At 73.2% G+C, this 23,471-nt stretch carries 19 protein-coding genes and 1 pseudogene; 13 read left to right on the top strand and 7 right to left on the bottom strand.

What is annotated here, in order from left to right; translation table 11 throughout:
* Nucleotides 1-437, bottom strand: a pseudogene (locus tag AC1UE5_RS00005) (hypothetical protein); the annotation flags it as partial.
* Nucleotides 438-736: 299 nt separating this feature from the next.
* On the opposite strand from AC1UE5_RS00005, the gene AC1UE5_RS00010 reads away from it, so the two are divergent.
* The 7 genes from AC1UE5_RS00010 to AC1UE5_RS00040 all read left to right on the top strand — a co-directional run bounded on the left by AC1UE5_RS00010 (nt 737) and on the right by AC1UE5_RS00040 (nt 9,784).
* Nucleotides 737-1,114 carry a DUF485 domain-containing protein gene (locus AC1UE5_RS00010; protein WP_482920004.1) on the top strand — a complete coding sequence of 126 codons (378 nt, stop codon included), beginning with the start codon at nt 737-739 and terminating at the stop codon, nt 1,112-1,114.
* A complete protein-coding gene (locus AC1UE5_RS00015) occupies nt 1,111-2,685 on the top strand; it encodes a solute symporter family protein (RefSeq protein WP_482920005.1) in 1,575 nt (524 codons plus the stop codon). The genes AC1UE5_RS00010 and AC1UE5_RS00015 overlap by 4 nt, the downstream gene beginning before the upstream one ends.
* Before the next feature lie 48 nt (nt 2,686-2,733).
* Complete coding sequence (locus tag AC1UE5_RS00020; RefSeq protein ID WP_482920006.1) at nt 2,734-4,413, top strand: hypothetical protein; 1,680 nt, start codon at nt 2,734-2,736, stop codon at nt 4,411-4,413.
* Between the two features lie 44 nt (nt 4,414-4,457).
* Nucleotides 4,458-6,116: a hypothetical protein gene (locus tag AC1UE5_RS00025; protein WP_482920007.1), complete on the top strand. Its 1,659-nt coding sequence runs from the start codon at nt 4,458-4,460 to the stop codon at nt 6,114-6,116.
* Between the two features lie 57 nt (nt 6,117-6,173).
* Entirely contained in the window at nt 6,174-7,436 is a 1,263-nt protein-coding gene (locus tag AC1UE5_RS00030; protein WP_482920008.1) for a hypothetical protein, read from the top strand.
* A gap of 108 nt (nt 7,437-7,544) precedes the next feature.
* Nucleotides 7,545-8,339 carry a PKD domain-containing protein gene (locus AC1UE5_RS00035; RefSeq protein ID WP_482920009.1) on the top strand — a complete coding sequence of 265 codons (795 nt, stop codon included), beginning with the start codon at nt 7,545-7,547 and terminating at the stop codon, nt 8,337-8,339.
* Between the two features lie 65 nt (nt 8,340-8,404).
* Entirely contained in the window at nt 8,405-9,784 is a 1,380-nt protein-coding gene (locus AC1UE5_RS00040; RefSeq protein ID WP_482920010.1) for a UTP--glucose-1-phosphate uridylyltransferase, read from the top strand.
* Here the strand turns inward: AC1UE5_RS00040 and AC1UE5_RS00045 are convergent.
* Nucleotides 9,781-10,899, bottom strand: a complete 1,119-nt coding sequence (locus AC1UE5_RS00045; protein WP_482920011.1) for a cytochrome c oxidase assembly protein — start codon at nt 10,897-10,899, stop codon at nt 9,781-9,783. The two genes, AC1UE5_RS00040 and AC1UE5_RS00045, sit on opposite strands and share 4 nt — an antisense overlap.
* A gap of 73 nt (nt 10,900-10,972) precedes the next feature.
* Here AC1UE5_RS00045 and AC1UE5_RS00050 point away from each other — a divergent pair, with 73 nt between their 5' ends.
* From AC1UE5_RS00050 to secA, 3 genes are all read left to right on the top strand, one after another.
* Nucleotides 10,973-11,674, top strand: coding sequence for a ComF family protein (locus tag AC1UE5_RS00050; protein ID WP_482920012.1), 702 nt, complete (start codon nt 10,973-10,975; stop codon nt 11,672-11,674).
* A gap of 61 nt (nt 11,675-11,735) precedes the next feature.
* Complete coding sequence (gene hpf, locus AC1UE5_RS00055; RefSeq protein WP_482920013.1) at nt 11,736-12,089, top strand: ribosome hibernation-promoting factor, HPF/YfiA family; 354 nt, start codon at nt 11,736-11,738, stop codon at nt 12,087-12,089.
* A gap of 87 nt (nt 12,090-12,176) precedes the next feature.
* Entirely contained in the window at nt 12,177-15,044 is a 2,868-nt protein-coding gene (gene secA / locus AC1UE5_RS00060) for a preprotein translocase subunit SecA (protein WP_482920014.1), read from the top strand.
* Here the strand turns inward: secA and AC1UE5_RS00065 are convergent.
* Entirely contained in the window at nt 15,022-16,182 is a 1,161-nt protein-coding gene (locus AC1UE5_RS00065) for a winged helix DNA-binding domain-containing protein (protein WP_482920015.1), read from the bottom strand. The genes secA and AC1UE5_RS00065 overlap by 23 nt on opposite strands.
* Complete coding sequence (locus tag AC1UE5_RS00070) at nt 16,175-16,621, bottom strand: hypothetical protein (protein ID WP_482920016.1); 447 nt, start codon at nt 16,619-16,621, stop codon at nt 16,175-16,177. The genes AC1UE5_RS00065 and AC1UE5_RS00070 overlap by 8 nt, the downstream gene beginning before the upstream one ends.
* A 78-nt stretch (nt 16,622-16,699) precedes the next feature.
* Here AC1UE5_RS00070 and prfB point away from each other — a divergent pair, with 78 nt between their 5' ends.
* A complete protein-coding gene (prfB, locus tag AC1UE5_RS00075; RefSeq protein ID WP_482920017.1) occupies nt 16,700-17,812 on the top strand; it encodes a peptide chain release factor 2 in 1,113 nt (370 codons plus the stop codon).
* A gap of 41 nt (nt 17,813-17,853) precedes the next feature.
* Here the strand turns inward: prfB and AC1UE5_RS00080 are convergent, their stop codons facing one another.
* Nucleotides 17,854-18,672: a hypothetical protein gene (locus AC1UE5_RS00080; protein WP_482920018.1), complete on the bottom strand. Its 819-nt coding sequence runs from the start codon at nt 18,670-18,672 to the stop codon at nt 17,854-17,856.
* 166 nt (nt 18,673-18,838) lie between these two features.
* On the opposite strand from AC1UE5_RS00080, the gene AC1UE5_RS00085 reads away from it, so the two are divergent.
* A complete protein-coding gene (locus AC1UE5_RS00085; protein ID WP_482920019.1) occupies nt 18,839-20,317 on the top strand; it encodes an aminotransferase class I/II-fold pyridoxal phosphate-dependent enzyme in 1,479 nt (492 codons plus the stop codon).
* Here AC1UE5_RS00085 and AC1UE5_RS00090 read toward each other — a convergent pair.
* Nucleotides 20,304-21,902: a S1 family peptidase gene (locus AC1UE5_RS00090; RefSeq protein ID WP_482920020.1), complete on the bottom strand. Its 1,599-nt coding sequence runs from the start codon at nt 21,900-21,902 to the stop codon at nt 20,304-20,306. The two genes, AC1UE5_RS00085 and AC1UE5_RS00090, sit on opposite strands and share 14 nt — an antisense overlap.
* A gap of 64 nt (nt 21,903-21,966) precedes the next feature.
* Here AC1UE5_RS00090 and nadC point away from each other — a divergent pair, with 64 nt between their 5' ends.
* Nucleotides 21,967-22,800: a carboxylating nicotinate-nucleotide diphosphorylase gene (gene nadC, locus AC1UE5_RS00095; RefSeq protein ID WP_482920021.1), complete on the top strand. Its 834-nt coding sequence runs from the start codon at nt 21,967-21,969 to the stop codon at nt 22,798-22,800.
* Here the strand turns inward: nadC and AC1UE5_RS00100 are convergent.
* Entirely contained in the window at nt 22,751-23,464 is a 714-nt protein-coding gene (locus AC1UE5_RS00100) for an NUDIX hydrolase (protein WP_482920022.1), read from the bottom strand. The two genes, nadC and AC1UE5_RS00100, sit on opposite strands and share 50 nt — an antisense overlap.
* Between the last annotated feature and the right edge of the window lie 7 nt (nt 23,465-23,471).

The following is a 23,471-nucleotide window of genomic DNA, read 5'->3' on the forward strand; positions in this document are numbered from 1 at the left end:
CCCTTCACGGAGTGCACGGTCGACAGCACGAGCCAGTCGTCGTCGAGCAGCGGCGGCCCGGCCAGGTCCTGCGCCGACGACGGCGGGTCGAGCATCAACCCGGACACGAACGTCGTCCGGTCCGCCGCCCCGCCGGCCGCGCCCGTGGCACCCGCGCCGGCGCTGCTGACCGCGCCGCCCGCCGCACCGACCGCGCCGCTCACGACCGCCCCTGCCGTGCTCGTCGCCCCGCTCACGACCTGACCCGCGGCCGCGCCCGTGTTCGTCACGGCCTGGCCGGTCTGCGGTGCGCCGGCGCCGGAGACGGCCGTGCCCGCCGCGCCCGTGACGCCGGAGACCACGCCGCCCACCGTCTGCCCGGCGCCCGAGACGATGCCGCCGGCGGCCGCGCCCGTGTTCGAGACGACGCCGCCGACGGCCTGCCCGGCCCCTGTCACCGCGCCGCCAACGATGCCCCCTCCGGACGGCGCGGGCAGGAGCGAGCCCCCTCGTGGAGGTTGTTCCGCGGGCGCGGAGGATGGCGCGGCCCAAGCGATGAGCCCTGCGCCAGCCGCGATGCACGCCCCCGCTGCTGCGGCTGCCCGACGCATGGTGCGCAGTTCCTCCCCGCGATGCACGTGGCGTATGCAACGAATTTCGCGGGTGCGAGGAATCCGGCGATCACGGGTAAGTGCGCTCCCGAGTCGAAGGCGTGGGAGGCCTGAAGATGGATGCTGCGGGTAGGGGTGAGCCGGCCGTGGACTGGTCGGCGGTCGAACGCATGCCGGAGTTCCGGGAGCTGGTGGCCAGCCGTCGCCGGTTCACCTGGACGGCGGGAGCGATCGGGATCGGCATCGGCGTGCTCTACGTGGTGCTCGCCGGGGTCGCGCCGGACCTGATGGGCACGAAGCTGATCGGCTCGATGTCGTTCGGGTTCCTCGGCGGCGTCGGGCTGGTCGTCATGACGTGGCTGATCACGTGGATGTACATGCGCCGCTCGGACGCGGTGTGGGGGCCGCTCGAGGAGGAGGTGCGGCACAAGGCCACCGCGCCCGCGCCGGCCGCCGCCGAGCCCGCGCGGTTCACGCGCGAGGGCGCGTCGGCGCCCGCGCCCACGAAGGAAGCGCGGCGATGAGCACGATCCCCGCCATCGGCACCGGCCTCAACGAGCTGGCCCTCGCGGTCTTCGCGGTCGTCCTCGCCGTCACGCTCGCCATCACGTTCTGGGCGTCCAAGCGCACGAAGACCGCGACGGAGTTCTGGGCCGCCGGCCGCGGCATCTCCGGGCTGCAGAACGGGTTCGCGATGGCCGGCGACTACCTGTCGGCCTCGACGTTCCTCGGCTTCGCCGGCCTCATCTTCCTCTTCGGCGTCGACGGCTGGGTCGGCCTGGCGGCGGCAGGCGCGTCGTTCCTGCCCGTCGTCCTGCTCCTCGCCGAGCGGATGCGCAACGCCGGTCGCTTCACGATGGCCGACGTCCTCGCGTTCCGCCTCAAGGAGCGCCCGGCCCGCAGCGCGGCGGCGCTCGGCACGCTCGCGGTCTCGTTCGTCTACCTCGTCGCGCAGATGGTCGGCGCGGGCGTGCTGCTCCAGGCGCTCGCCGGCATCGACTTCACGCTCAGCGTCCTGCTGACCGGCACGTTCATGCTCGTCTACGTGATCTTCGGCGGCATGCTCGCCACGACGTGGGTGCAGATCATCAAGGCCGGGCTGCTGATGGTCGCCGGCGCCGTGCTGACCGTGCTCGTGCTCGCCAAGACGAGCTTCAACCCGGTCGAGCTGTTCGACCGCGCGACGGCCGAGCACCCGGACGGCCAGGCGTTCCTCAGCTCCGGCCTGCAGCACCCCGACTCGATCAACGCGATCTCGTTCGGCCTCGCGCTGCTGCTCGGCACCGCCGGCCTGCCGCACGTGCTGATGCGCTTCTTCACGGTCCCGGACGCGCGCGCGGCGCGCTCCTCGATCGGCTGGGCCGTCGCCCTGATCGGCGCGTTCTTCGTGATGACGATGATCGTCGGCGTCGGCGCGCGCGCGATCCTCGGCGAGGGGGCGGCGGAGGCCAGCGCGGGCGGCAACCTCGCCACGCCGCTGCTGGCGGAGGAGCTCGGCGGCGGCGCCGGCACGGTCGGCGGCGATCTCTTCCTGGCGATCATCAGCGCGGTCGCGTTCGCGACGATCCTCGCGGTGGTCGCGGGGCTCGTGATCGCGTCGTCCGGCGCGGTCGCGCACGACCTGTGGACGAGCGTCGTCAAGCGCGGCCAGGCGAGCGAGGAGGACGAGGTCCGCGTCGCGCGCATCACCGCGCTCGGACTCGGCCTCGTCGCGATCGTCGTGTCGATGCTCGCGGGGGAGGGGTTCAACGTCTCGATCCTCGTCGGCCTCGCGTTCGCGGTGGCGGCGAGCGCGAACCTCCCGGCGCTCCTGTGCGCGCTGTTCTGGCCGCGCTTCAACACGAGCGGCGCGGTCGCGGGCGTCCTCGGCGGCCTGCTCGTCTCGCTGACGATCATCGTCCTGAGCCCGCCGGTGTGGCCCGGCCCCGACAGCGAGGGCGCACCGATCGCGCTCACCAACCCGGCGATCATCTCGATCCCGGCGGGCCTGCTGTGCTGCATCCTCGGCACGCTGCTCAGCCGCGAGAAGGTCGACGAGCGCGCGTACCACGAGCTCCACGTGCGGGCGGAGACGGGGCTGGGCGCCGTGCGGTAGGGCGGCGGGGTTGCCGTCCGGACACACGGACGGCTAGGATCGGCGGCGATGCAGCGCAACATATGGGTGGGCGCGCTCGCCGCCGCCGCCCTCTGGCCCGCCCCGGCCAACGCCAACACGACGTGCGTCGGGCCGCCCGGGTCTGGCTGCGCGTTCACCACCGTCGCGGACGCCGTCGCGGACGCGAACCTGCCGACCGGTGACGCCGATCGCATCGAGCTGCGCGCGGGCACCCACGGCCTGTCGGCGACCGTGCGGCAGCACGTCGCCGGCGGCCCGCTGGAGATCGTCGGCGCGGGCCAGGAGGAGACCGTCGTCACCGGCGGCTGGTCGGTCAACGACCCCGCGTTCGACCTCGCGGAGGGCGCGCTGCTCTCCGACCTCACGCTCGAGCTGCCCGCGGGCGTCGACCGGGCGGGGATCCGGCTCAGCGAGGGCCGGATCGCGCGGGTGGAGATCGACGGCCGCGCGGCGGGCGCCGGCAGCGCCGGGATCGACCTTCAGGAGGGGGCGGACGCCGAGGAGCTCGCCGTGGCGTTCACGCGCGGAGCCGGCAACACCGTCGGGGTCGTCGTGCGGGACGACGGCGGCTCGCGGCTGCGCGACGTGGACGTGACCGCGGACTACGGCTTCGTCGCCGCGGGGACGGGTGGGGATGCCGGCGTCGTCCACGGCCTGCGCATCGCCGCACGTGAGGTCGGGTTGTGGGCCCACGGCGGCTCGGTCGACGTGGACGGGCTGCTCGCCGACGTCGAGGGGAGCCCGGCCGGTGTCGCCGTTCGCTCCGGGACCGCGGGCTCGAACGTCACGACGCTGCGTCACGCGACGCTGCGCGCGCCGGCGACCGGCGTGGGGATCGAGCTGGTGCCGCAGAGCCTCTTCGCGACCACCGTGATCGCGCGTGAGACCGTGGTCGTCGGCCCGGCGCGGCACGCGCGGCTGGCCAGCCCGTCCGACGGCGCCGCGACGCTCGATCTCGCGTGGTCGGCGGTCGACCTGGCGCGGATCGAGAAGGCCGGCGGCGGGGCGGAGGACGTGGTCGTCGGCGCCGGGCTGATCGCGCGTGTCGACCCGGGCGTCGCGCTCGCCGGGGACCCCGCGCCGGCGCGGACGTCGCCCCTGGTGGACGCGGGGCAGCCGGGCGGCGCGCTCGCGCCAGGGAACCCGTTCGACGTGCTCGGCGCGCCGCGGGTGCAGGACGGTGACGGCGACGGGACCGCGCGGCGGGACATCGGGGCGGTCGAGCTCCCACCGCCGCCGCCGGACGTGCCCGGCCCGCCGGGCCCGCCGGGGCCGCCGAGCGGGCCGACGCCGCCGGGGCCTTCCGGCACGCCGACGCCCCGGACGGACCAGCCGTTCGAGCCGCCCAGGCGCACCGGCGCCCTGCGCACGCGGCTCGCGGTGCCCAAGGGCGGCGTGCGGGCCGACCGCCGCGGACGCGTCGCGCTCCGCTTCACCTGCGGGAGCCGCGGTCCCTGCGCGGGCAAGCTCACGCTGCGCTCGCAGCGCAGGATCCGTCTCGGCGGGCGCGCTCCCGCGATCGCGACGCTCGCCACGGCGCGCTTCGCGTTGGACGAGGAAGAGACCCGCACGGTCACGCTCACGCTCTCGCGCGCGGCCCGCGCGTATCTCGCCCGGGCGCGCTCCATCGCGGCCACCGCGCGCCTGACCCCGCGCGGCGGAGACCCGCAGACCGCCCGGCTCACCCTGCACGCGCCAAGGAGCTGATCCGCCGCTTGCCTTCCCGACGCAGCTGCGGATAGCGTCGCGCCATGAGGCGCCGAACCTGGGTCGGTGCGCTTCTCGCCACCGCCCTCTGCCCCGCTGCGGCCGAAGGCGCGACGTACTGCGTCGCGCCGACCGGCTGCACGCACACGACCCTCGCCGCCGCCGTGGCGACGGCCAACGGCACGGCAGGCGTGGCGGACCGGATCGAGGTCCGCGCCGGCACGCACGAGATCTCGACGGCCATCACCCATACTTCGGCCGGCGGCGCGCTCGAGATCGTCGGCGCCGGCAAGGGCGCGACGGTGATGCGCGCCACCCCCTCGATCGGCGCGAGCTACGCGCTCACGATGGGCATCGGCGGGTCGATCACCGACCTGACGCTCGAGCTGCCAGCAGGCAACGATCGACTTGGGCTGCGGCTGACCCACGGATGGGCGCGGCGCGTCGACGTGCTCGGCCCCACGGCGACCGCCGGCAGCAGCGCGGTGACCCTCTCGTCCGGCGCGGACGCCGAGGACGTGCGCGCCGAGGTTGCCCGTGACAGCGGCACGCCCACCTACGGGGTCCAGGTGGACGATGACGACGACACCCGGCTCGTCCGCGTCACGGCCGCAGCGGATTACCCGCTCACGATCTCCGGCGTCGGCGGCGGCGCGACGACCGTGCTGCACGGCGTCCGGGTCACCGGCAAGTACGCGGGCGTGCGAGTCCGCAACGGTGCGAGCGTGGTCGCCGACGGCCTGCTCGCCGACATCGTCGACTACGCGGGCGAGGCCGTGGTCCTCAGCGGCACGGTGGACGGGCGGATCACGCAGGTGACCCTGCGCCACGCGACGCTGCGCGGCCCCGCGTCGTCGATCGGGATCTTGCTCGCGCCTGATATGAGCCTTGGTAGCGCGGCGTGGCTCACGGCGCGTGAGGTCGCGGTGATCGGCCCGGAGAAGCACGTCGAGCGCTGGGCGAACACGCCGGCCTCGACCCGTATGGACGTCGCCTGGTCGAGCATCGATCCCGCCCGGACGGTGCCCGTGCTCGGGTCGGGCACGCACGAGACGACCTTCGGGCCTGGCATGGTCACATCGTCCGAGCTCGGCATCGCCGCGACCGGCGACGCGACGCCGGCTGCCGGCTCGCCGCTGATCGACGCCGGGCAGCCGGGCGAGGCAGTGTTCTCCGCGAACGTCTTCGACGTGCTCGGCGCGCCGCGCGTGCAGGACGGCAACGGCGACGGGACCGCGCGGCGGGACATCGGCGCGGTCGAGGTCGCGGCCCCGGTGCTGCCGCCTCCGCCACCCGCACCGCCAGCCGGTGGGAGCGGCGCCGGCGGAGGACCGGGCATCACCCCGCCACCGCCGACCCTCGTCCAGCTGCCGACGCTGACCATCCCGAAGCGCGGCCTGCGCCTCGACGCCCGCCGCCGCGTCGCGCTCGCGCTCACCTGCCCGGCCGGCGGCCCGGTGTGCGCGGGGATCGTCACGCTCAAGTCGGCCAAGGCGATCGCCGCCATGCAGCGCGTGCGCAAGCGCGTCGTGACGCTCGGGGCGATCGACTACACGATCCCGGCCGGCACGAAGAAGACCGTCCGGGTGCGGGTGTCGCGCAAGATGGGCGCCTACCTGCGGCGCAAGGGGAAGCTCGCGGTCGCCGCGCACCTCGTCGCGTCGCGGACCACGAAGCGCGTGGTGCCGTTCACCCTGCGCTAGGCCGCGCGCTGATGGACACGTAGGCGTTTCGTAACTGCGCGCGCCTAGCGTCGCGCCATGAGACGACGACTCCTGCTCGCGACCGCCGCCGCCACCGCCGTGACGGCCGCCGCGTTGCCCGCTGCCGCCGCCCACGCCAACACGACCTGCGTCGGCGGGCCGGGGTGCTTCCCGACCCTCGCCGCCGCCGTCAACGACGCCAACGCGGTGAACGACGCGGACCGCATCGAGATCCACGCCGGCACCCACCAGGTCCCCGCCACGGTCCAGCAGACGGCTGCGGGCGGGCCGCTCGAGATCGACGGCGCCGGGCGCACCACCACGTTCCTCGAGTCGACGACGCCGCTGGCCAACCACGTGCTGAAGCTGCGGGCCGACGGGATCGTCTCCGACCTGACGGTGAACCTCGGCGCCGGCGACAGCCGGTTCGGCCTCGACGTCACCGGCGGGAAGGTCGCCCGCGTCAACGTCGCCGGGCCGAACGCGGGGCAGAGCAGCACGGGCGTGCACCTGCGTGCGGGGGCCGACGCGGACCAGCTCGAGGTCGGGCTCGCGCCGTCGCCGAACATCGCCAGCAGCGGCGTCAGCACCGACGACGACGGCGACACGAAGCTGAGCCGGATCAAGGTGACCGCCGACTACGGCCTCGTCGCGATCGGCCAGGGCGACGGCGGCACGACGACCCTCCACAGCGCGACGTTCCGCTCCAAGTACTGCGCCGTCAGCGTCCGCGGCATGAAGCTGGACGCCGACGGCGTCGCGGCCGACCTCGAGTACCCCGGCACGGTGGTCGGCGTCGGGATGCTCTGGCCGTACGCGAGCGAGGTCGCGCTCAAGCACGCGACGCTCCGCGGCCCGCGCGAGGCGATCGGGATCGACCTCAACCCCGGCGTCGCCAAGGCCACCTCGCTCGTCACCGCGCGCGAGGTCGCGATCTCCGGTCCCTCCACGCACGCGCGGCTGTACCCGGCCGCGGGCGCGTCCGCCACGCTCGACATGGCGTGGTCGGCGATCGAGCCCGCGACGATCACGCAGCCCGGCCAGGGCGCGAAGCAGATCGTCCAGGGGCAGGGGATGGTCACGGGCGTCGACCTGAAGCTCCCTGGCGTCGGCTTCGCCCCGATCCCGTCCTACGCGTCCCCGCTCGTCGACGCGGGCGAGCCCGGCCCGGCGCTGGCGCCCGCCAACCTGACCGACGTCCGCGGCTTCGCCCGAGTGCAGGACGGCAACGGCGACGGGACGAAGGTTCGCGACATCGGCGCGGTGGAGCTGGTGGCGCCGATCAAGATCCCGACCGACCCGCCGCCGACGCTCCCGTAGCACCGCAACCGCACCTCTCTGGACCGACGTTCGAACCCGGGCGCCGGACGTCCAGACCGTCGAGCTTCCGGGTCACGACCGACCCGGAAGCTCCCGACAGCGGACGGCATGAAGCTGAAGCCGTTCCTCCTGACTCCCGCCCTGGTCCTCGTCCCCGCCGCCCCCGCCGCCGCCGCGCCCCCGACGGTCACCGCCGAGACCAAGTACACGAGCAACCAGTACGTCATCCGCGACACCATCGAGTTCATCGCCAAGGCGACGGATCCGGACGGGACGCCGCTGACGTACGCGTGGACCATCACCGACGGCACGACCGCCGACACCGCGACGTTCACCCGGACGTACGACACGGTCGGCGACCGCACCGCGACCGTCACGGTGACCGACGCGGACGGCGAGACGGCGACGGCCTCCGTCACCGTCAAGCTGATCAGCTTCGACGACTACCGCATGCCGGTGGTGGTCGACAACGTCACCACGACGCAGAACATCGCCCCGCACCCGTACCCGACGATCCCGACCCGGCCGTCGGCGCCGGTGATCCCCCGGCTCTCAGCGGTGTTCGGCAAGGTCGCGGGCAAGCTGGCCAAGGACGGCGGCCTCCGCGTCCCGTTCACCTACGCGTCCGGTGAGGGCGACGCGAACGTCGAGGCCGTGGTTCGCACCGCCAAGCCGGTCAAGGCGAGCCCGAAGGCCAAGGCGAAGGTCCTCAAGCTCGGCTACCAGAAGACCCGCTTCCCGGTCGGCACCGGCAGCGCGCTGGTGCTCAAGCTCAAGCCGGCCGACCTCAAGCTCGTCAAGCGCCTCAAGCGCGTCCCGGTCGTCGTCGAGGCGCGTCTGACCGACGCCGCCGGCCAGACGACGTCGGTCACGCGCAAGGTCACGCTGACCGCCGCCAAGTAACCACCGGGACACCGCGCCGGGACACGCAAGCGTGTCTCGGTGCCCGATGGGTAGGGTCCGCCCCGATGAGCGACGGGTTGACTGCCAGCATCGAGAAGATGCGGCGCGAGGGCCTCGGCGATGCGGCCGTGGCGAGCTTCGAGCACTACTACGGACGGCTGCGCGACGGCGACGCGGGGACGCTGCCCGAAGCCGAGCTCGACCCGATCGCCGAGCTGCCCGACGCGGACGACCTCCCGGCGCCCGGCGACGACCTCGCGACGCTGCTGGACCAGGCCGTCGTCCTGAAGCTCAACGGCGGCCTGGGGACGAGCATGGGCATGACCCAGGCCAAGTCGCTGCTGCCGGTCAAGGGCGACAACAGCTTCCTCGACGTGATCGTCCAGCAGGTGCTGCGGCTGCGCGAGCGCCACGGGGCGCGGCTGCCGCTCGTCCTCATGAACTCGTTCGCGACCCGTGACGACTCGCTGGCCGCCCTGCGGGCCCACGACGGGGTCGAGGCCGACGTGCCGCTCGACTTCGTGCAGAACAAAGTCCCGAAGCTGCTGGCCGACGACCTGACGCCGGTCAGCTGGCCCGACGACCCAGGCAAGGAGTGGGCGCCGCCCGGCCACGGCGACCTCTACACCGCGCTCGTCACCTCCGGGATGCTCGACGAGCTGCGGGCGAAGGGCTATCGCTACGCGTTCGTCTCCAACGCCGACAACCTCGGCGCCGTGCTGGAGCCGCGCATCCTCGCCTGGTTCGCGCGGGAGGAGCTGCCGTTCGTGCTCGAGGTCGCCGACCGCACCGAGGCGGACAAGAAGGGCGGCCACCTCGCGCGGCGCAAGGACGGCGGCGGGCTCGTGCTGCGCGAGATCGCCCAGACGCCCGACGACGACGTCGCCGCCTTCCAGGACACCGCGCGCCACCGCTTCTTCAACACGAACACGCTGTGGCTCGACCTCGACGCGCTGAAGGCCTGCCTCGACGCGCGGGGGGGCGTGCTCGGCCTGCCGATGATCGTCAACCGCAAGACGGTCGACCCGGCCGACGGGTCGTCGCCGAAGGTGATCCAGCTCGAGTCGGCGATGGGCGCCGCGATCGACGTGTTCGACGGCGCGCAGGCGATCCGCGTGCCCCGCGAGCGGTTCCTGCCGGTGAAGACGACGAACGACCTGCTCGTCGTGCGCTCCGACGCCTACACGCTCGACGAGGACTTCCGCCTGCGGCTGGCCGAGGAGCGCGACGGCGCGCCGCTCGTCGACCTGGACGCCGACCACTTCAAGCTCCTGCGCGACTTCGACGCGCACCTGCCGGCAGGCCCGCCGTCGCTCGTCGCCTGCGACCGGCTGCAGGTCCTCGGCGACGTCACGTTCGGCGCCGACGTCGTGTGCAAGGGGAGCGTCGTGGTCGAGTCGCCGGACCCGACCACCATCCCCGACGGCACCGTCCTCGAGGGCTAGGCGCCGCCCGGCTGCGGCGCGGCCGGGGCGGGTGCGGGGCGGTACTCGGCCACCCAGCCGCCCCACTCGCTGTCCCATGTCGCGACCGCGTCGACCTCGCGCCCCTCGGGGTCGCAGAGGCGCAGCCGCAGGCCCTCCTCGCAGCCGCCCTGCTTCTCCAGCTCCTCGCGCTGGGCCTTGGGCGTCAGGGGGACCTGGCCGGCGACGGTGGGGTCGAACTCCGCGTGCACGCGCGGGCGCGGGCGCGGGCGCGCGGCGGCGGGCCGCGCACGGCCGGCCTGCGGGTCCTCGTCGCCGTCGAGGCCGACGACGCGCATCGCCCGCCCGGCGGCGCGCTGACCGAAGCGCGCGATCCGCTGCTCCTCCTGCTCGGACTCGGTCAGCATCCGCACGAAGAGCCACCCGAACGCGGCGCCCATGACGATCATCTGCTCGAGCGCCATGATCGCGCCGCCGACGGCCTGGTCCTCGCTCGGGCTGAGGTCCCAGAAGCGCGGCTGCTCCTCGTAGAACGCGTAGAACGAGTCGGGCGCGAACGTCAGGAAGACGCCGAGCATGCCTACGAGGATCTTCGTGGAGATCATGTACGCCGCCGGGCCGAGGCCCATCAGCCGGTGGCGGGAGCGGATCGGCGAGAAGATGTGCCACCAGTACAGCCCGCCCGCGAACGCGAACGTCATGTGCTCGAGGACGTGGACGCCGGAGTGCTCCAGCGCGGCGTCGTACATCGCCGGGATGTGCCAGAACCACATCACCACGACGTAGAGCGTGATCGCGAAGACCGGCGTCGCGAAGAACCCGGCCTTGCGCTCGACGTCGAGCATCCGCCGCGTGATCGGCCGCAGGATCTTCCGCGTGAGGCCGAGGATGATCAGGATCGCGGCGATGTCCAGCAGCAGCAGGTGCTGGACCATGTGCATGAAGAACAGCTGCTCGCCGAGGATGTCGACCGGGCTCAGGAGCGCGATCGCGGTCACGAGGATGCCGCCGAGGAAGAGCAGGAGCCGCTTGGGGTCCTCGTCGACCGCGCGCCAGCGGTGCACGTACCAGCCGGTGACGATCAGCAGCAGCGCGATCGCGCCGGGCGAGAAGGACCACGAGGCCTCGGGAGACACGGTGCAAGTGTGACGCAGAGCTGGTGCAGTCCGTGCGTCCTTCGTCACGAGTCAGGGGGGAGAGTTCTCCGCGATGCCCCTCACCCTGCTCGACGTCCTCGCCCCACCGGCCTGCTCGGTGTGCCGCACGCCCTGCGACACGGGCGTGCTCTGCGGCGGCTGCCGCGCCGCGCTGCCCTGGCTGCACGACCCCTGTCCGCGCTGCGCCCTGCCGCGCCGCGCCGGCCGCTGCGCGCGATGTCCCGCCGCGGACGCGCCCTTCGTCCACGCGTACGCGCCGCTCGCGCACGCGGGCGTTGCGCGCGATCTCGTCCTCGCCTTGAAGCTCCGCGGCGTGCTCGCGGCGGCGGACCTGATGGCGGCGCAGATCATCGCGGGCGCTCCACCGGGGTACTTCGACGAGGATGGGGAGGGCACGCTGCTCGTCCCGATCCCGGGCGGCGGCCGGCGCCGGCGGCAGCGCGGGTTCGACCCCGCGGACGCCATCGCCGCTGCGCTCTCGCGCCGCACCGGCCACCCGGTCGCGCGCCTCCTGCGCCGCGGTGCGGAGGAGCGTCAGGTCGGGCGCGGCCGCCGAGAGCGGCTCCGCGCCACGGCGCGGGCGCCGATCGAGGCCGCGCCGTGTCCGCCGGAGGTCGCCTCCTGCGCGGTGGTCGTCGTCGATGACGTCCACACCACGGGCGCGACGTTGCGGTCCGGGGCGGCCGCCCTTCGTTCTGCAGGTTTTCCGCAGATTCGCGTGGTCAGCTACGTCAGGTCGTTGACACGGTCTTGACAACGCGTCGAGCGCAGCGGACCCTTGTGTCAACACCAGTCGTCGAGAGGGAGGTCCCTCCATGCAGATCGAGGTCAAGGCCCGCAACTGCCAGGTCACCGACGAGATCCGCGAGCGCATCGCGCGGCGGTTCGACAAGGTGAGCCGGCAGGTGTCCGACCTCGCCAGGCTGGAGGTGGAGCTGTCCGAGGAGCGCAACCCCGCGAACCCGGACCGCCACATCGCCGAGGTGACCCTGTACCTGAAGGGCGTCACGCTGCGCGCCAAGGAGGCGACCCGCGAGATGGACCACTCGATCAACCTCGTCTCCGAGGAGTTGGCCCGCCAGGTCAAGCGACACAGGGTGAAGCGGAGAAAGCGACGCGAGTCACGCGCCGCGAGCGCGTCGCAGGCCGGCATCCAGCCCGCCCTGTAAGCCGTCGGCACCGGGCCCGCGACACCCTCGCGGGCCCGTGTGCAACCGCCCTGCCGAGGGTGCCCGCCCACCGCTAACCTGCAAGGCATGTCCATCCTGCAGCGGGCGCTCCACCTCGGTGAGGGGAAGAAGTTCAAGACCTACGAGAAGCGCATCGCGCGGATCGCGGCCTTCGAGCCCGAGCTGGAGCTCGAGTCGGACGAGGAGCTCCGTGCCCGGATGGACGCGCTGCGCGAGCGCGGGCGCAACGGCGAGCCGCTCGACGACCTGCTCTACGAGTCCTTCGCGGTCACGCGCGAGGCCGGCAAGCGCACGATGGGCATGCGGCACTTCGACGTGCAGCTCATCGGCGGCATGGTCCTCCACGACGGCGCCATCGCCGAGATGCGCACCGGCGAGGGCAAGACGCTCACCGGCACGCTGGCGATCGTCCTCAACTCGCTCGCCGGCAAGGGCGTCCACGTCGTCACCGTCAACGACTACCTCGCCCGCCGCGACGCCGAGTGGATGAGCCCGATCTACGACCTGCTCGGGGTCACCTACGGCATCCTCCAGAACCAGCAGGCGTCCGACGAGAAGCACGCCGCCTACGCGGCCGACGTCACCTACGGCACGAACTCCGAGTTCGGGTTCGACTACCTGCGCGACAACATGGCGACGTCGCTGCAGGAGAAGTACCAGCGCGGCCACCCGTTCGCGATCGTGGACGAGGTCGACAACATCCTCATCGACGAGGCGCGCACGCCGCTCATCATCTCCGGCCAGCCCGAGCAGGCGGCCGACCTGTACCAGACGTTCGCGCGCCTGGCGAAGACGATGGAGCCGGGCAAGCGCCCCGAAGGGATGGATCCGCGGCTCAAGAAGGAGTTCGTCGCGGACTTCGACTACGAGTTCGACGAGAAGCACAAGAACGTCTCGGTCACCGAGCGCGGCGTGGCGAAGGCGGAGCGCTTCCTCGGCATCGACCACCTGTACCGCGCCGAGAACGGCCACCTCGTCAACCACCTCCAGCAGGCGCTGAAGGCCGAGTCGCTCTACAAGCGCGACAAGGACTACGCGGTGATCGACGGCGAGGTCAAGATCATCGACGAGTTCACCGGCCGCATCCTCGACGGCCGCCGCTGGTCGGAGGGCCTGCACCAGGCGGTCGAGGCGAAGGAGGGGGTGCGCGTCCAGGAGGAGAACCAGACGCTCGCCCAGATCACCCTCCAGAACTACTTCCGCATGTACGACAAGCTTGCGGGCATGACCGGCACCGCCCTCACCGAGGCGACCGAGTTCATGAAGATCTACAAGCTCGAGGTCGTCCAGGTCCCGACCAACCGGCCGATGGTCCGCAAGGACCAGAACGACCAGGTCTACAAGACCCGCGAGGGCAAGTGGCACGCGGTCACCGAGGAGATCGTCCGCCGCCACGCCGAGGGGCAGCCGGTGCTCGTCGGCACGATCTCGGTCGAGGTCTCCGAGCTGCTGTCCGACCGCCTGAAGAAGCGCGGGGTCCCGCACACCGTCCTGAACGCGAAGCCGGAGTACGCGCAGCGCGAGGGCGAGATCGTTGCGGAGGCCGGCCAGCCGGGTGCCGTCACGATCGCGACGAACATGGCGGGCCGCGGCGTCGACATCAAGCTCGGCGGCAACGCGGAGCACCTGACGGAGATGGAGCTCGCGAAGCTCGGCCTCAAGCCCGGCGACCCGGACTACGACGAGCGCTTCGCCGAGATCCTGCCTGCGATCGAGAAGCGCGTCGAGGAGAACCGCGAGAAGGTCATGGAGGCCGGCGGGCTCTTCATCGTCGGCACCGAGCGCCACGAGTCGCGCCGCATCGACAACCAGCTGCGCGGCCGCGCCGGCCGCCAGGGCGACCCGGGCGAGTCGCGCTTCTTCCTCTCCGCCGAGGACGACCTCGTGCGGCTCTTCGCCGGCGACCGGATCTACAAGATCCTCGACCGCCTCGGCACGACCGACGACGAGGGCCACGAGGAGCCGATCGAGGCCGGCATGCTCTCGAAGCAGATCGAGAAGGCCCAGAAGAAGGTCGAGGAGCAGAACTTCCTCATCCGCAAGCGCGTGCTCGAGTACGACGACGTCATGAACGAGCAGCGGCGGATCATCTACGCGTACCGCGACGAGGTGCTCGAGGGCAAGAACATGGGCGAGGTCGCCCGTGAGGAGCTCGAGTCCGTCGTCCGCCGCCTCGTCGACGAGTACACGCCCGGCGAGTTCCTCGAGGACTGGGACCTCGAGGGCCTGGCCGTCGCGGTCGAGGACATCTGGCCGACGAACATCCGCATCGACGAGCTGACGCCCGACCAGGTCGAGCGCGAGGAGCTCGTCAACCTCCTCCACGAGGACGCGGTCAAGCAGTACGACAAGCGCGAGGAGGAGCTCGGCGAGGAGCTCATGCGCGCGCTGGAGCGGTTCCTGCTCCTGCAGATCATCGACTCCAAGTGGCGCGAGCACCTGTACGACATGGATTACCTGCGCGAGGGCATCCACCTCCGCGGGTTCGCCCAGGTCGAGCCGATCGTCGCCTACAAGAACGAGGCGTTCGAGCTCTTCACCGACCTCATGGGGTCGATCTGGCAGGAGTTCTCGCGCATGGTCTTCAACGTCGAGATCCAGGTCGAGCAGCAGCAGGACCCGGGCGCCGGCCCGGACGCCCCGGCCGCACCGCAGCAGCCCCCGGCGTCGTGGACCGGCGGCGGCTCGTCCACCACGGGCGGTCGCGTGTCCTACTCGGGCGGCGCGGGCTCCGCGCAGCCGAGCGCGCTGGCGATGGCCGCCGGCGGCGCGGCGGTGGGCCCCGACGGCCAGGTCGAGGGCAACGGCGCCGGCGACGGCGGCGTCCCGCCGGTCGTCGAGACGCGCCATCTCTCCGAGGAGGAGCAGATCGGCCGCAACGACCCGTGCTGGTGCGGGTCGGGCAAGAAGTTCAAGAAGTGCCACGGCGCGTAGCCGGCGCGCCGAGGAACTGACCGAGCCGCTCGGCCTCTGCGTCGAGCTGCTCCGCCGCCCAGCGCGGCAGCTTCCCGAAGGGCTCGATGGTGACGACCGTCGAGCCCTTCGTCGTCTCGTGCTTCCACGTCCCGGCGATCGCGCCGTCGACGAGGATCACCGGCGAGATCCACCCGGCCTGGCGGTAGACGAGCGGGCGGTGCTCGGGCGCGAGGACCGCGTCGACGTTGCGGTTGAGCGAGACCGTCCACTGGTCGAAGAGCGGGAGCAGGCGCGCGGCCTGCGGAGGCTCGCCGCCCGCGCCGAGCGCGTCCTCCAGGTCGGCAGCCAGCATCCAGCACCGCTCGCCCTCGACGTCCACGGCCGCGACCTCCTCGCCGAGCGCCTCGATGCGCTTCTGCGCGGCCGCCGCGGTGAGCATCGAGCCGCCGCCCCACCAGCGTGCGAGGTCCTCCCGGCGGGCCGGGCCGTAGGCGGCGAGGTAGCGGCGGGTGAGGTCGGCGAACGCCTCGTCGGCGGTGGGGCGCGCGGCGCCGTCGGCCGGCGCGGGCGCACGGCGGAACCGCACCTTCTGCCCGTCCGACGGCCCGAACGCGAGCAGCCCCCGGAACGCCGCCGGCTTGAGCGCGCTGCCCCAGCTCTCCGACAGGTGCTCGGCGAGATCGGCGTCGCCGGTCCGCTCCGCGATCGCCGCCGCGAGGTCCGCACGGGTCAGCGCGGCGTCGGGCGTCAGCACCGCGTCGAGCGCCGCCAGCGTCGCCTCCAGGCGCTCGGGCGTCCCGTACCCGAACTCCCGCAGCCACGAGGGCCGCAGGTAGTGCCTGAACGTCGAGAACGCCGCGTGGAACGTCGGCAGGTCGGCGGTCGGGAGCAGGTGGAGCGTTCCGCGCATCGCCCACTGCTTCACGAGCGCGCCGTCCTCCCACAGCAGCCGCTCGACCGCGCCGCGCTCCAGCCCGTCGAGCCGCGCCCACGCGGTCAGCTCCGCGCTCGACATGACCTGGGCGTGCAGGCCGCAGAGGCGGGAGGCGAGGGAGAGCAGCTCCGTCGCGGGCGCCCGGTCGACGAGCCCGTGGCGGCGCATGCGCGCCGCGAGCGCGCGGCCCCACGTGAGCCTCTCGGCGGCGGACTCAGCCACGGGCGCCGCGGCTGCGGGCACCGCCCGGGAGCCGGTCGACCATCCGTCCCAGCCGCTCGACCGCGCCCTCCAGCGGCTCGGCCATCGTGATCGCCCGTTCGACGGCGGGCAGGGCGTCGGTGAGCTTGCGGCCGGTCTCGGCGACCTCGCGGCCCGCGGCCTCCACCAGGCGCCCCTGCTCGAGGATCGCGTCGGCCAGCCGATCGAAGTTCTCCACCCGCGAGTTGACGCGCTCGCCCAGCGCGGCCAGTCGCTCGCCGGTCGCGAGGACGTCCTCGGCCCGCGCGTCGATGCGGTCCCCGAGCGCGATCAGGGACGCGAAACGCGCGTCGAGGCGCTCCTCCACCTCGCTCAGCCGCGCGGCGGCGACCGCGATGGCGTGGAGGTCGTCGAGGGCCCGCAGTAGCAGGCGCGGAGGCAGCAGCAGCGGGTTCGTCACCGTGGCGGAGGCTACAGCCCCGCGCACCGTGGTCCGCGGCTGCGAGCGCACCGGCGGCCGCTCCTATCCTTGTCACCCATGGCCGCGACCGCAGGCGTCCCCGAATCGCTCCCCCAGCGCATCGCCGCGATCCGCGAGCAGGTCGCCGGCCTGCGCGACTTCATCGACCCCGACGGCCTCGAGCGCCGCGTCTCCGAGCTGGAGAACGAGATGCAGGCGCCCGGCTTCTGGGACGACCAGGCCACCGCCTCCGCCGCCAACGCGGAGTACGCGCGGCTCAAGAAGCGCCTGGACACGTACACCGGCATCGCGGCGGAGGTCGACGAGTTCGAGGGGCTCGCCGAGCTGGTCGCGGAGGATCCCGAGCTGGCCGCGGAGTTCGTCGACCGCATCGCGACGGTCGAGCAGCAGCTGGGCGAGCTGGAGGAGCAGCGGCTCTTCGCCGGCCAGTACGACGCGGGCGACGCGCTCGTGACGATCAACGCCGGCGCGGGCGGCACCGACGCCCAGGACTGGGCCGAGATGGTGCTGCGGATGGAGATGCGCTGGGCCGAGAAGCGCGGGTTCGACGTCGAGCTGCTCGAGGTGAGCGCGGGGGAGGAGGCCGGCATCAAGTCCGCGACCTTCCGCGCGTCCGGCGAGAACGCCTACGGCCTCTACAGCGCCGAGAAGGGCGTGCACCGGCTCGTCCGCCTCAGCCCGTTTGACGCTCAGCACCGCCGTCAGACGTCCTTCGCCGGCGTCGAGGTCGCGCCGGTCGTCGAGGACGCGGCCGAGGTCGAGATCGACGACGACGACCTGCAGGTCGACACCTACCGCGCGTCCGGCGCGGGCGGCCAGCACGTCAACAAGACGGACTCCGCCGTGCGCATCACGCACCGCCCGACCGGCATCGTCGTGCAGTGCCAGAACGAGCGCTCCCAGTCGTCCAACAAGGCGACCGCGATGGCGATGCTCCGCGCGAAGCTGCTCGAGCTGGAGGAGCGCAAGCGCGCCGAGGAGCTGGCCAAGGAGAAGGGCGAGGCGATGGACGTGGGCTGGGGCTCCCAGATCCGCTCGTACGTCCTGCACCCGTACTCGATGGTCAAGGACCACCGGACCGAGCACGAGGTCGGCGACACGAGCAAGGTGCTCGACGGCGACCTCGACGGCTTCGTGCGCGCCGAGCTGCACCGGCGGGCGGCGGCGTAGGCAGTCGCCCACGCCGCGGTACCCGCCGGCTCGCCGCGTCGCTACTTGCTGCGCCCCGGGGCGAACGAGCTCACGCACTGCCCCTGGTTGCGGAACGGCGGGACGAACGTCGCGTAGCCGCCCTTCTTGCACTGCTCAGGGTCGGTCGGCTGGTACGTCGTCTCGAAGTCGTACGTCGTGGCGCCGATCGTCAGCGCGTCGCTCGAGGCGAGCAGCCCCGGGTTGCCGCTGCCCTGGTTGATGCCGAAGCCGCCGCCGACGATCGCGTCGGGGTTGTTGGCGACGATCTCGCTCCACGTCTTGTCGCACGCGGCCGTCGCGCCGGCGCACTGGCCGTTGATCGGCTGGGTCGACCACCACACGCCCGCGTCGGCGTCCCACGTCTGCCACGCGCCGCTGACCACGGCGCCCTGCGCCGGCGTGTAGACCGGCTCGAACACGAGCGTCGAGAAGCCGCCCGCGACGTCCGGGCCGTTGTAGTCGATCTGCATGTTGAGCGCGGGCGCCTGCTGGGCGCTGCCGGCGGTGCGGTACGTGCTGTAGCCGAGCTGCCCGAGGTCGCCGAGCTTCGTGCCGACGTGGTCGTAGTTGAACAGGAAGACCTTCTCCGCGCCGGTCGCGGTCGTCGACTGGAAGCTGCCGGTGCCGAGCGGCGGCGTGGCCGGGCCCTCGACGAACTGGCCGGCGGTGGCGGGTGTCCCGGGGCGCGTGTACAGCACCCAGTCGTTCGTCGGCGGCGTGTTCTCGGCCTGGCGGACGACGTGGGACTCGGTGACCACCTCGGTGGCGGCGAGGGCGGAGCCGGCGGGCGCCAGCGCGGCGGCGCAGGCCAGCAGGCCCACCACTGGGGACTTCCTCATGTGCGTTCCTCCTCCGGAACGGGGCCGCGCGCGCGGTGACCCTGGCCCGCGCGGCAGTGACGAGACAGCGCTCGCCAGTACACCGGCCCGCGGGCTTGTGCGATACCGAACATGCGTCCATCCCTGTCGCCCATGCGCCAAACCGGCCGCGTGCAAGGGTGTGGGGGTGTCCGAGCAGCCCATCGCTCCCTACCTCGACGCGGTCACCGCGTACGGCTTCCGCGGCTCCGGCCGCTTCCACGTCCCCGGCCACAAGGGCGGGCCGGGCGCCGACCCGGGGCTGCGGTTCGCCCTCGGCGATCGCGCGCTGGCGGTCGACATCCCGCAGGACATCCACGGGGTCGACGTGGGGGAGAACAACCCGTTCGACCGCGCGGAGCGGCTCGCGGCGGAGGCGTACGGCGCGGCGCGCACGTGGTTCCTGACGAACGGCGCCACGCAGGGCAACCACGCGCTGATGCTCGCGCTGGCGCCGCTCGGCGCGCGGATCGTCGCGCAGCGCAACTCGCACGCGTCGATCGTCGACGGGCTCGTGCTGAGCGGCGGGGTCCCGTCGTTCGTCGCGCCGCAGTACGACGGCGAGATGGGCATGGCGCACGGGGTGGAGCCGGCCGACCTCGAGCGCGCGATCGCCGCCGCGCAGGCCACGGGCGACACCGTGACCTCGGCGTTCATCGTCTCCCCGACCTACTACGGCATGGTCGCCGACGTCCCGGGCTGCGCGGCGGTCGCGCACGCGGCGGGCATCCCGCTCGTGGTCGACCAGTCGTGGGGGCCGCACTTCGGGTTCCACCCGGACGTGCCCGAGAGCGCGCTGCGGCTCGGCGCCGACGCGGTGCTGACGAGCACGCACAAGATCGTCGGCTCTCTGACGCAGAGCGCGATGCTCCACGTCGCGGACACCGGCCGGATCGACCCGGCCGCGGTCGCACGCGCGATCCGCCTCGTGCGCTCCACCTCGCCGTCGTCGCTGCTCTTCGCGTCGCTCGACGCCGCCCGCCGCCAGCTCGCGGTTCACGGGGAGGCCCTGCTCCACGAGACGCTGCGCGCGATCCGCGCCGCGCGGGACAAGATGGACTCCGTGCCGGGCGTCAACGTGCTCGGCCCCGACCTCGTCGGGCGGCCGGGCGTCGTGGACTGGGACCCGCTGCGGATCGTCCTCGACGTGCGTGGCACGGGCCGGACCGGCTACGAGGTGAGCGACGCGCTGCGCCAGTCGTACGACGTGCACGTCGAGCTGGCGACGGTGGCGACCGTCGTCTTCCTCATCGGGATGGCCGAGCAGCCGATCGCGCTGGAGCGGGTCGGCGGCGACGTGGAGGAGGTCGTCAAGCGGATCGAGCAGCCGGGGCGGACGAACGCGATCATCGCGCCGCCCGCCTCGCTCGAGCAGCAGATGGCGGTGCCGCCGCGCGAGGCGTTCCTGGGCCGGACCGAGGTCGTTGGCGTCGACGACGCGGTCGGCCGCATCTCGTGCGAGTCGATCGCCGGCTACCCGCCCGGCATCCCGGCGCTGCTGCCCGGCGAGCGGATCACCGCCGAGACGGTCGCCTACCTGCGCGAGATCGTCCGCGAGGGCGCCCGCCTGCACGGCGCGAGCGACCCCGCGTTCACGACGATCAACGCGCTCGCTACTTCAGCGTGAAGCGCACGCGGTAGGCCGTCCGCTGCAGGTTGCCGGCGCCATCGATCGCCTGGAGGGTGATCGTGTGGCGGCCCTTCGGCAGCTTGCTCAGTGCGAGCGAGAACCTCCCGTCCGACCGCTTGCGAGGGTGGACGGTACGCGTCGTCGTGCGCGCGCACCGCACGCGCTTGCCCTTGCGCTTGCACGTCCGCGTGGTGATCGACGTCAGTGTCGCCTGCACCGCGGTCACACCCGCGACGACCGGCCCCGTCCCGTCCTTCGCGCTGATCGTGAAGGTGCACGACCGCTTCCGCGTGCACTTGCGCGACACCTTCGTCACGGTCGGTCGCGACGTGTCGCGGGGGACGGGCGTCGGCACCGGCACGGGCACCGGGACCGGCACCTGGGTCACCGGCGGCTGCTGCACCGGCGGCTGGCCCGGTGGGACGTACGCGACCACGGCGGTGCGCGACGAGCGCGCCATCGCGTACCCGCCGCCGCCCGTGACGCGCCCGCGCGCCTCGCAGAGGAACTGGTGGCCGTGGTCGGCCGCGGTGAGCCGGTGGGCCCCGATGTCGACCGTCACGAGGTCGGGCCCGTCGACCCGGCGCACGAGCAGCTCGGTCGTGGTCGGCGGCTGGCGTGGGTCGTCGCTGGCGAACTCGAAGTTGCCAGTGGTGCACGAGACGGTCTGGTCGACCTTCGTGTTGTCGACGACCGACGGCGCGCCGCCGACGTAGCGCGGCTTGACGACCGGGTCGTTCGTCGTGTCGCCGTCGATCGCGCTCGTCACCCAGGCGTGGACGACTGGCGCGGTGAGGCGCGTGTAGACGCCGGGGAGGGTCTCGTCCTCGCAGTCGGCGCTGCCGAACGACACCGCGCCGTAGAGCAGGACGCCGGCGGGCAGGAGCGGGTCGGCGGGCGTGTTGACCAGCGGACCGCCCGAGTCGCCGCCGCACGCGTCGGTCACGGTCGGGCCGTTGACGCGCAGCGCGCAGACCATGTCGGCGGCGTCGAAGACGTCCTCCCACGCGGCCTCGCAGGTCGCGTCGGACACGGGGTCGATCTCGCCCGCCTGCAGCCGGTCGGGGAAGTCGGAGCCCGTGGCGAACGGGTCATCCCACATGCCCCAGCCGCTGACCGTGTACTCGACGGGCGGCGCCGCGTCCGCCGGCGCGAGGGCGATCGGCGGCGCAACCGACGGATCGACGGGCGTGGCGAGCTTGAGGATCGCCGCGTCGTAGCGGGTCTCGCTCTCCTCGACGTCCTCCTGGGGGTGCAGCGCGATGCTTGCCACGCCGTGGGTCGACGATGTCGAGAGATCGGAGAGCCGCGTGACGCCCGCGACGACGTCGAGCTCGTTCGCCGCTCGGTCGTACACGCAGTGCGCCGCCGTGACCACGGTGTCGTCCCGGATCAGCGTTCCGCCGCAGAACTGGCCGTCGAACGGGTCCTGTCCGGCGGTCACGAGCGCGACCGTCCACGGGTACTCGCCGTCGGCGGCGTCGAAGCCGTTCTTGACGCGGGTCGACTGGGCGCCGGCGAGCGCCGGGAGCATGAGGGCGAGCGCCAGCGCGAGCGCGGCGAGGGAACCGAGACGGGCCACGAGCACCCGAACACCGTACGGATCGCAACGATGCGGTGCCAGCGGCTGCGTATGGTGACCGACCGTGAGCGACCTCCACGCCGTCTTCGCCGACCTCGTCGACCGCGCCCTGGCCGAGGACGTCGGCGACGGCGACGCGACGACGCTCGCCACCGTTCCTGCGGACGCCCGTGCCCGCGCGGTCATCACCCAGAAGGCGCCCGGCGTCATCTTCGGGCTGGAGGGCGCCGAGCTGGCGTTCCGCCGGCTCGATCCCGACGTCGTGCTGACCCGCCACGTCGGCGAGGGGCACTGGCGCGAGAGCGGCACCGTCCTGCAGATCGAGGGGAGCGCGCGCGGCATCCTCACCGCGGAGCGGACCGCGCTCAACGTCCTCGGGCGGCTGTCCGGCGTCGCGACGGCCACCGCGATCGCCGTCCGCGAGACGGAGGGCACGAGCACCAGGGTCCTCGACACGCGCAAGACGACGCCGGGGCTGCGGGCGCTGGAGAAGGCGGCGGTCGCCGCGGGCGGAGGCACCAACCACCGCTTCGGCCTCTTCGACGCGATCCTCATCAAGGAGAACCACATCGCGGCGGCGGGCGGCATCACGAACGCTGTTCGTGCGGCTCAGGCGCAGCGGCCCGACCTCCTCATCGAGGTCGAGTGCGAGACGCGCGCGGAGATCGACGAGGCGCTCGCCGCGGGCGCGACGCGGCTCCTGCTCGACAACATGACCCCGGAGGAGCTGCGCACCGAGGTCGAGCACGTCGCCGGCCGGGCCGAGCTCGAGGCCAGCGGCGGCATCACGCTCGGCACCCTCCGCGACTACGCGCAGACCGGCGTGGACTTCATCTCCCTCGGTGCCCTCACGCACTCGGCGCCGACGCTCGACCTCTCGCTCCTCGTGGAGCCCTGAACGCGGCCAGCGGTCGCGACACGACCAGCTCCCGCTCGCAGAACTCGAACTCCTCCGCCGGCCGCCCGCCGGTCGAGCGCCGCTCGCCCGTGGGAGCGATGAGCTGGTCGCGCTCCAGCACGCGGCGCAGGTTCGTCGCGTCGACCGGGTAGCCGAGCACCGCCTCGTAGACGCCGGCCAGCTCGCGGACCGTGAAGCGGCGGGGCGTCAGCGCGAACGCCGCGTTGGAGTACGAGAGCTTGCCGCGCAGGCGGTCGTGCGCGCGGTGGACCGCGTCGGCGTGGCCGAACGCGATCGGCGGCAGATCCGCCACCGGATGCCAGGACGTGTCGGGCGGCAGCTCGGGCTCGGCGCCGCTCGGGATGAGCACGAGGTGCGCGATGTCGAGCAGCCACAGCTCCGGGTGCGTGTCCGCCGAGGAGGTCGTGTCGAGCTGCTCGACGTGGCCGGCCTCCGACACGCCGACCTTCTCGAGCAGGTGCCGGCGCATCGCGCCGTCGAGCGTCTCGCCGTCGCGCACGAACCCGCCGGGGAGCGACCAGCAGTCGCGCTGCGGCTCCTTCCCGCGGCGCCACAAGAGCGTCTCCAGCCGCGGGCCGTCGAGCGTCGCGGCAGCGCGCAGCACGACGGCGTTCACGACAGGGGCGGCCAGTTTGCGATTCATGGTCGAA

It is taken from the genome of Parviterribacter multiflagellatus, assembly GCF_056863265.1.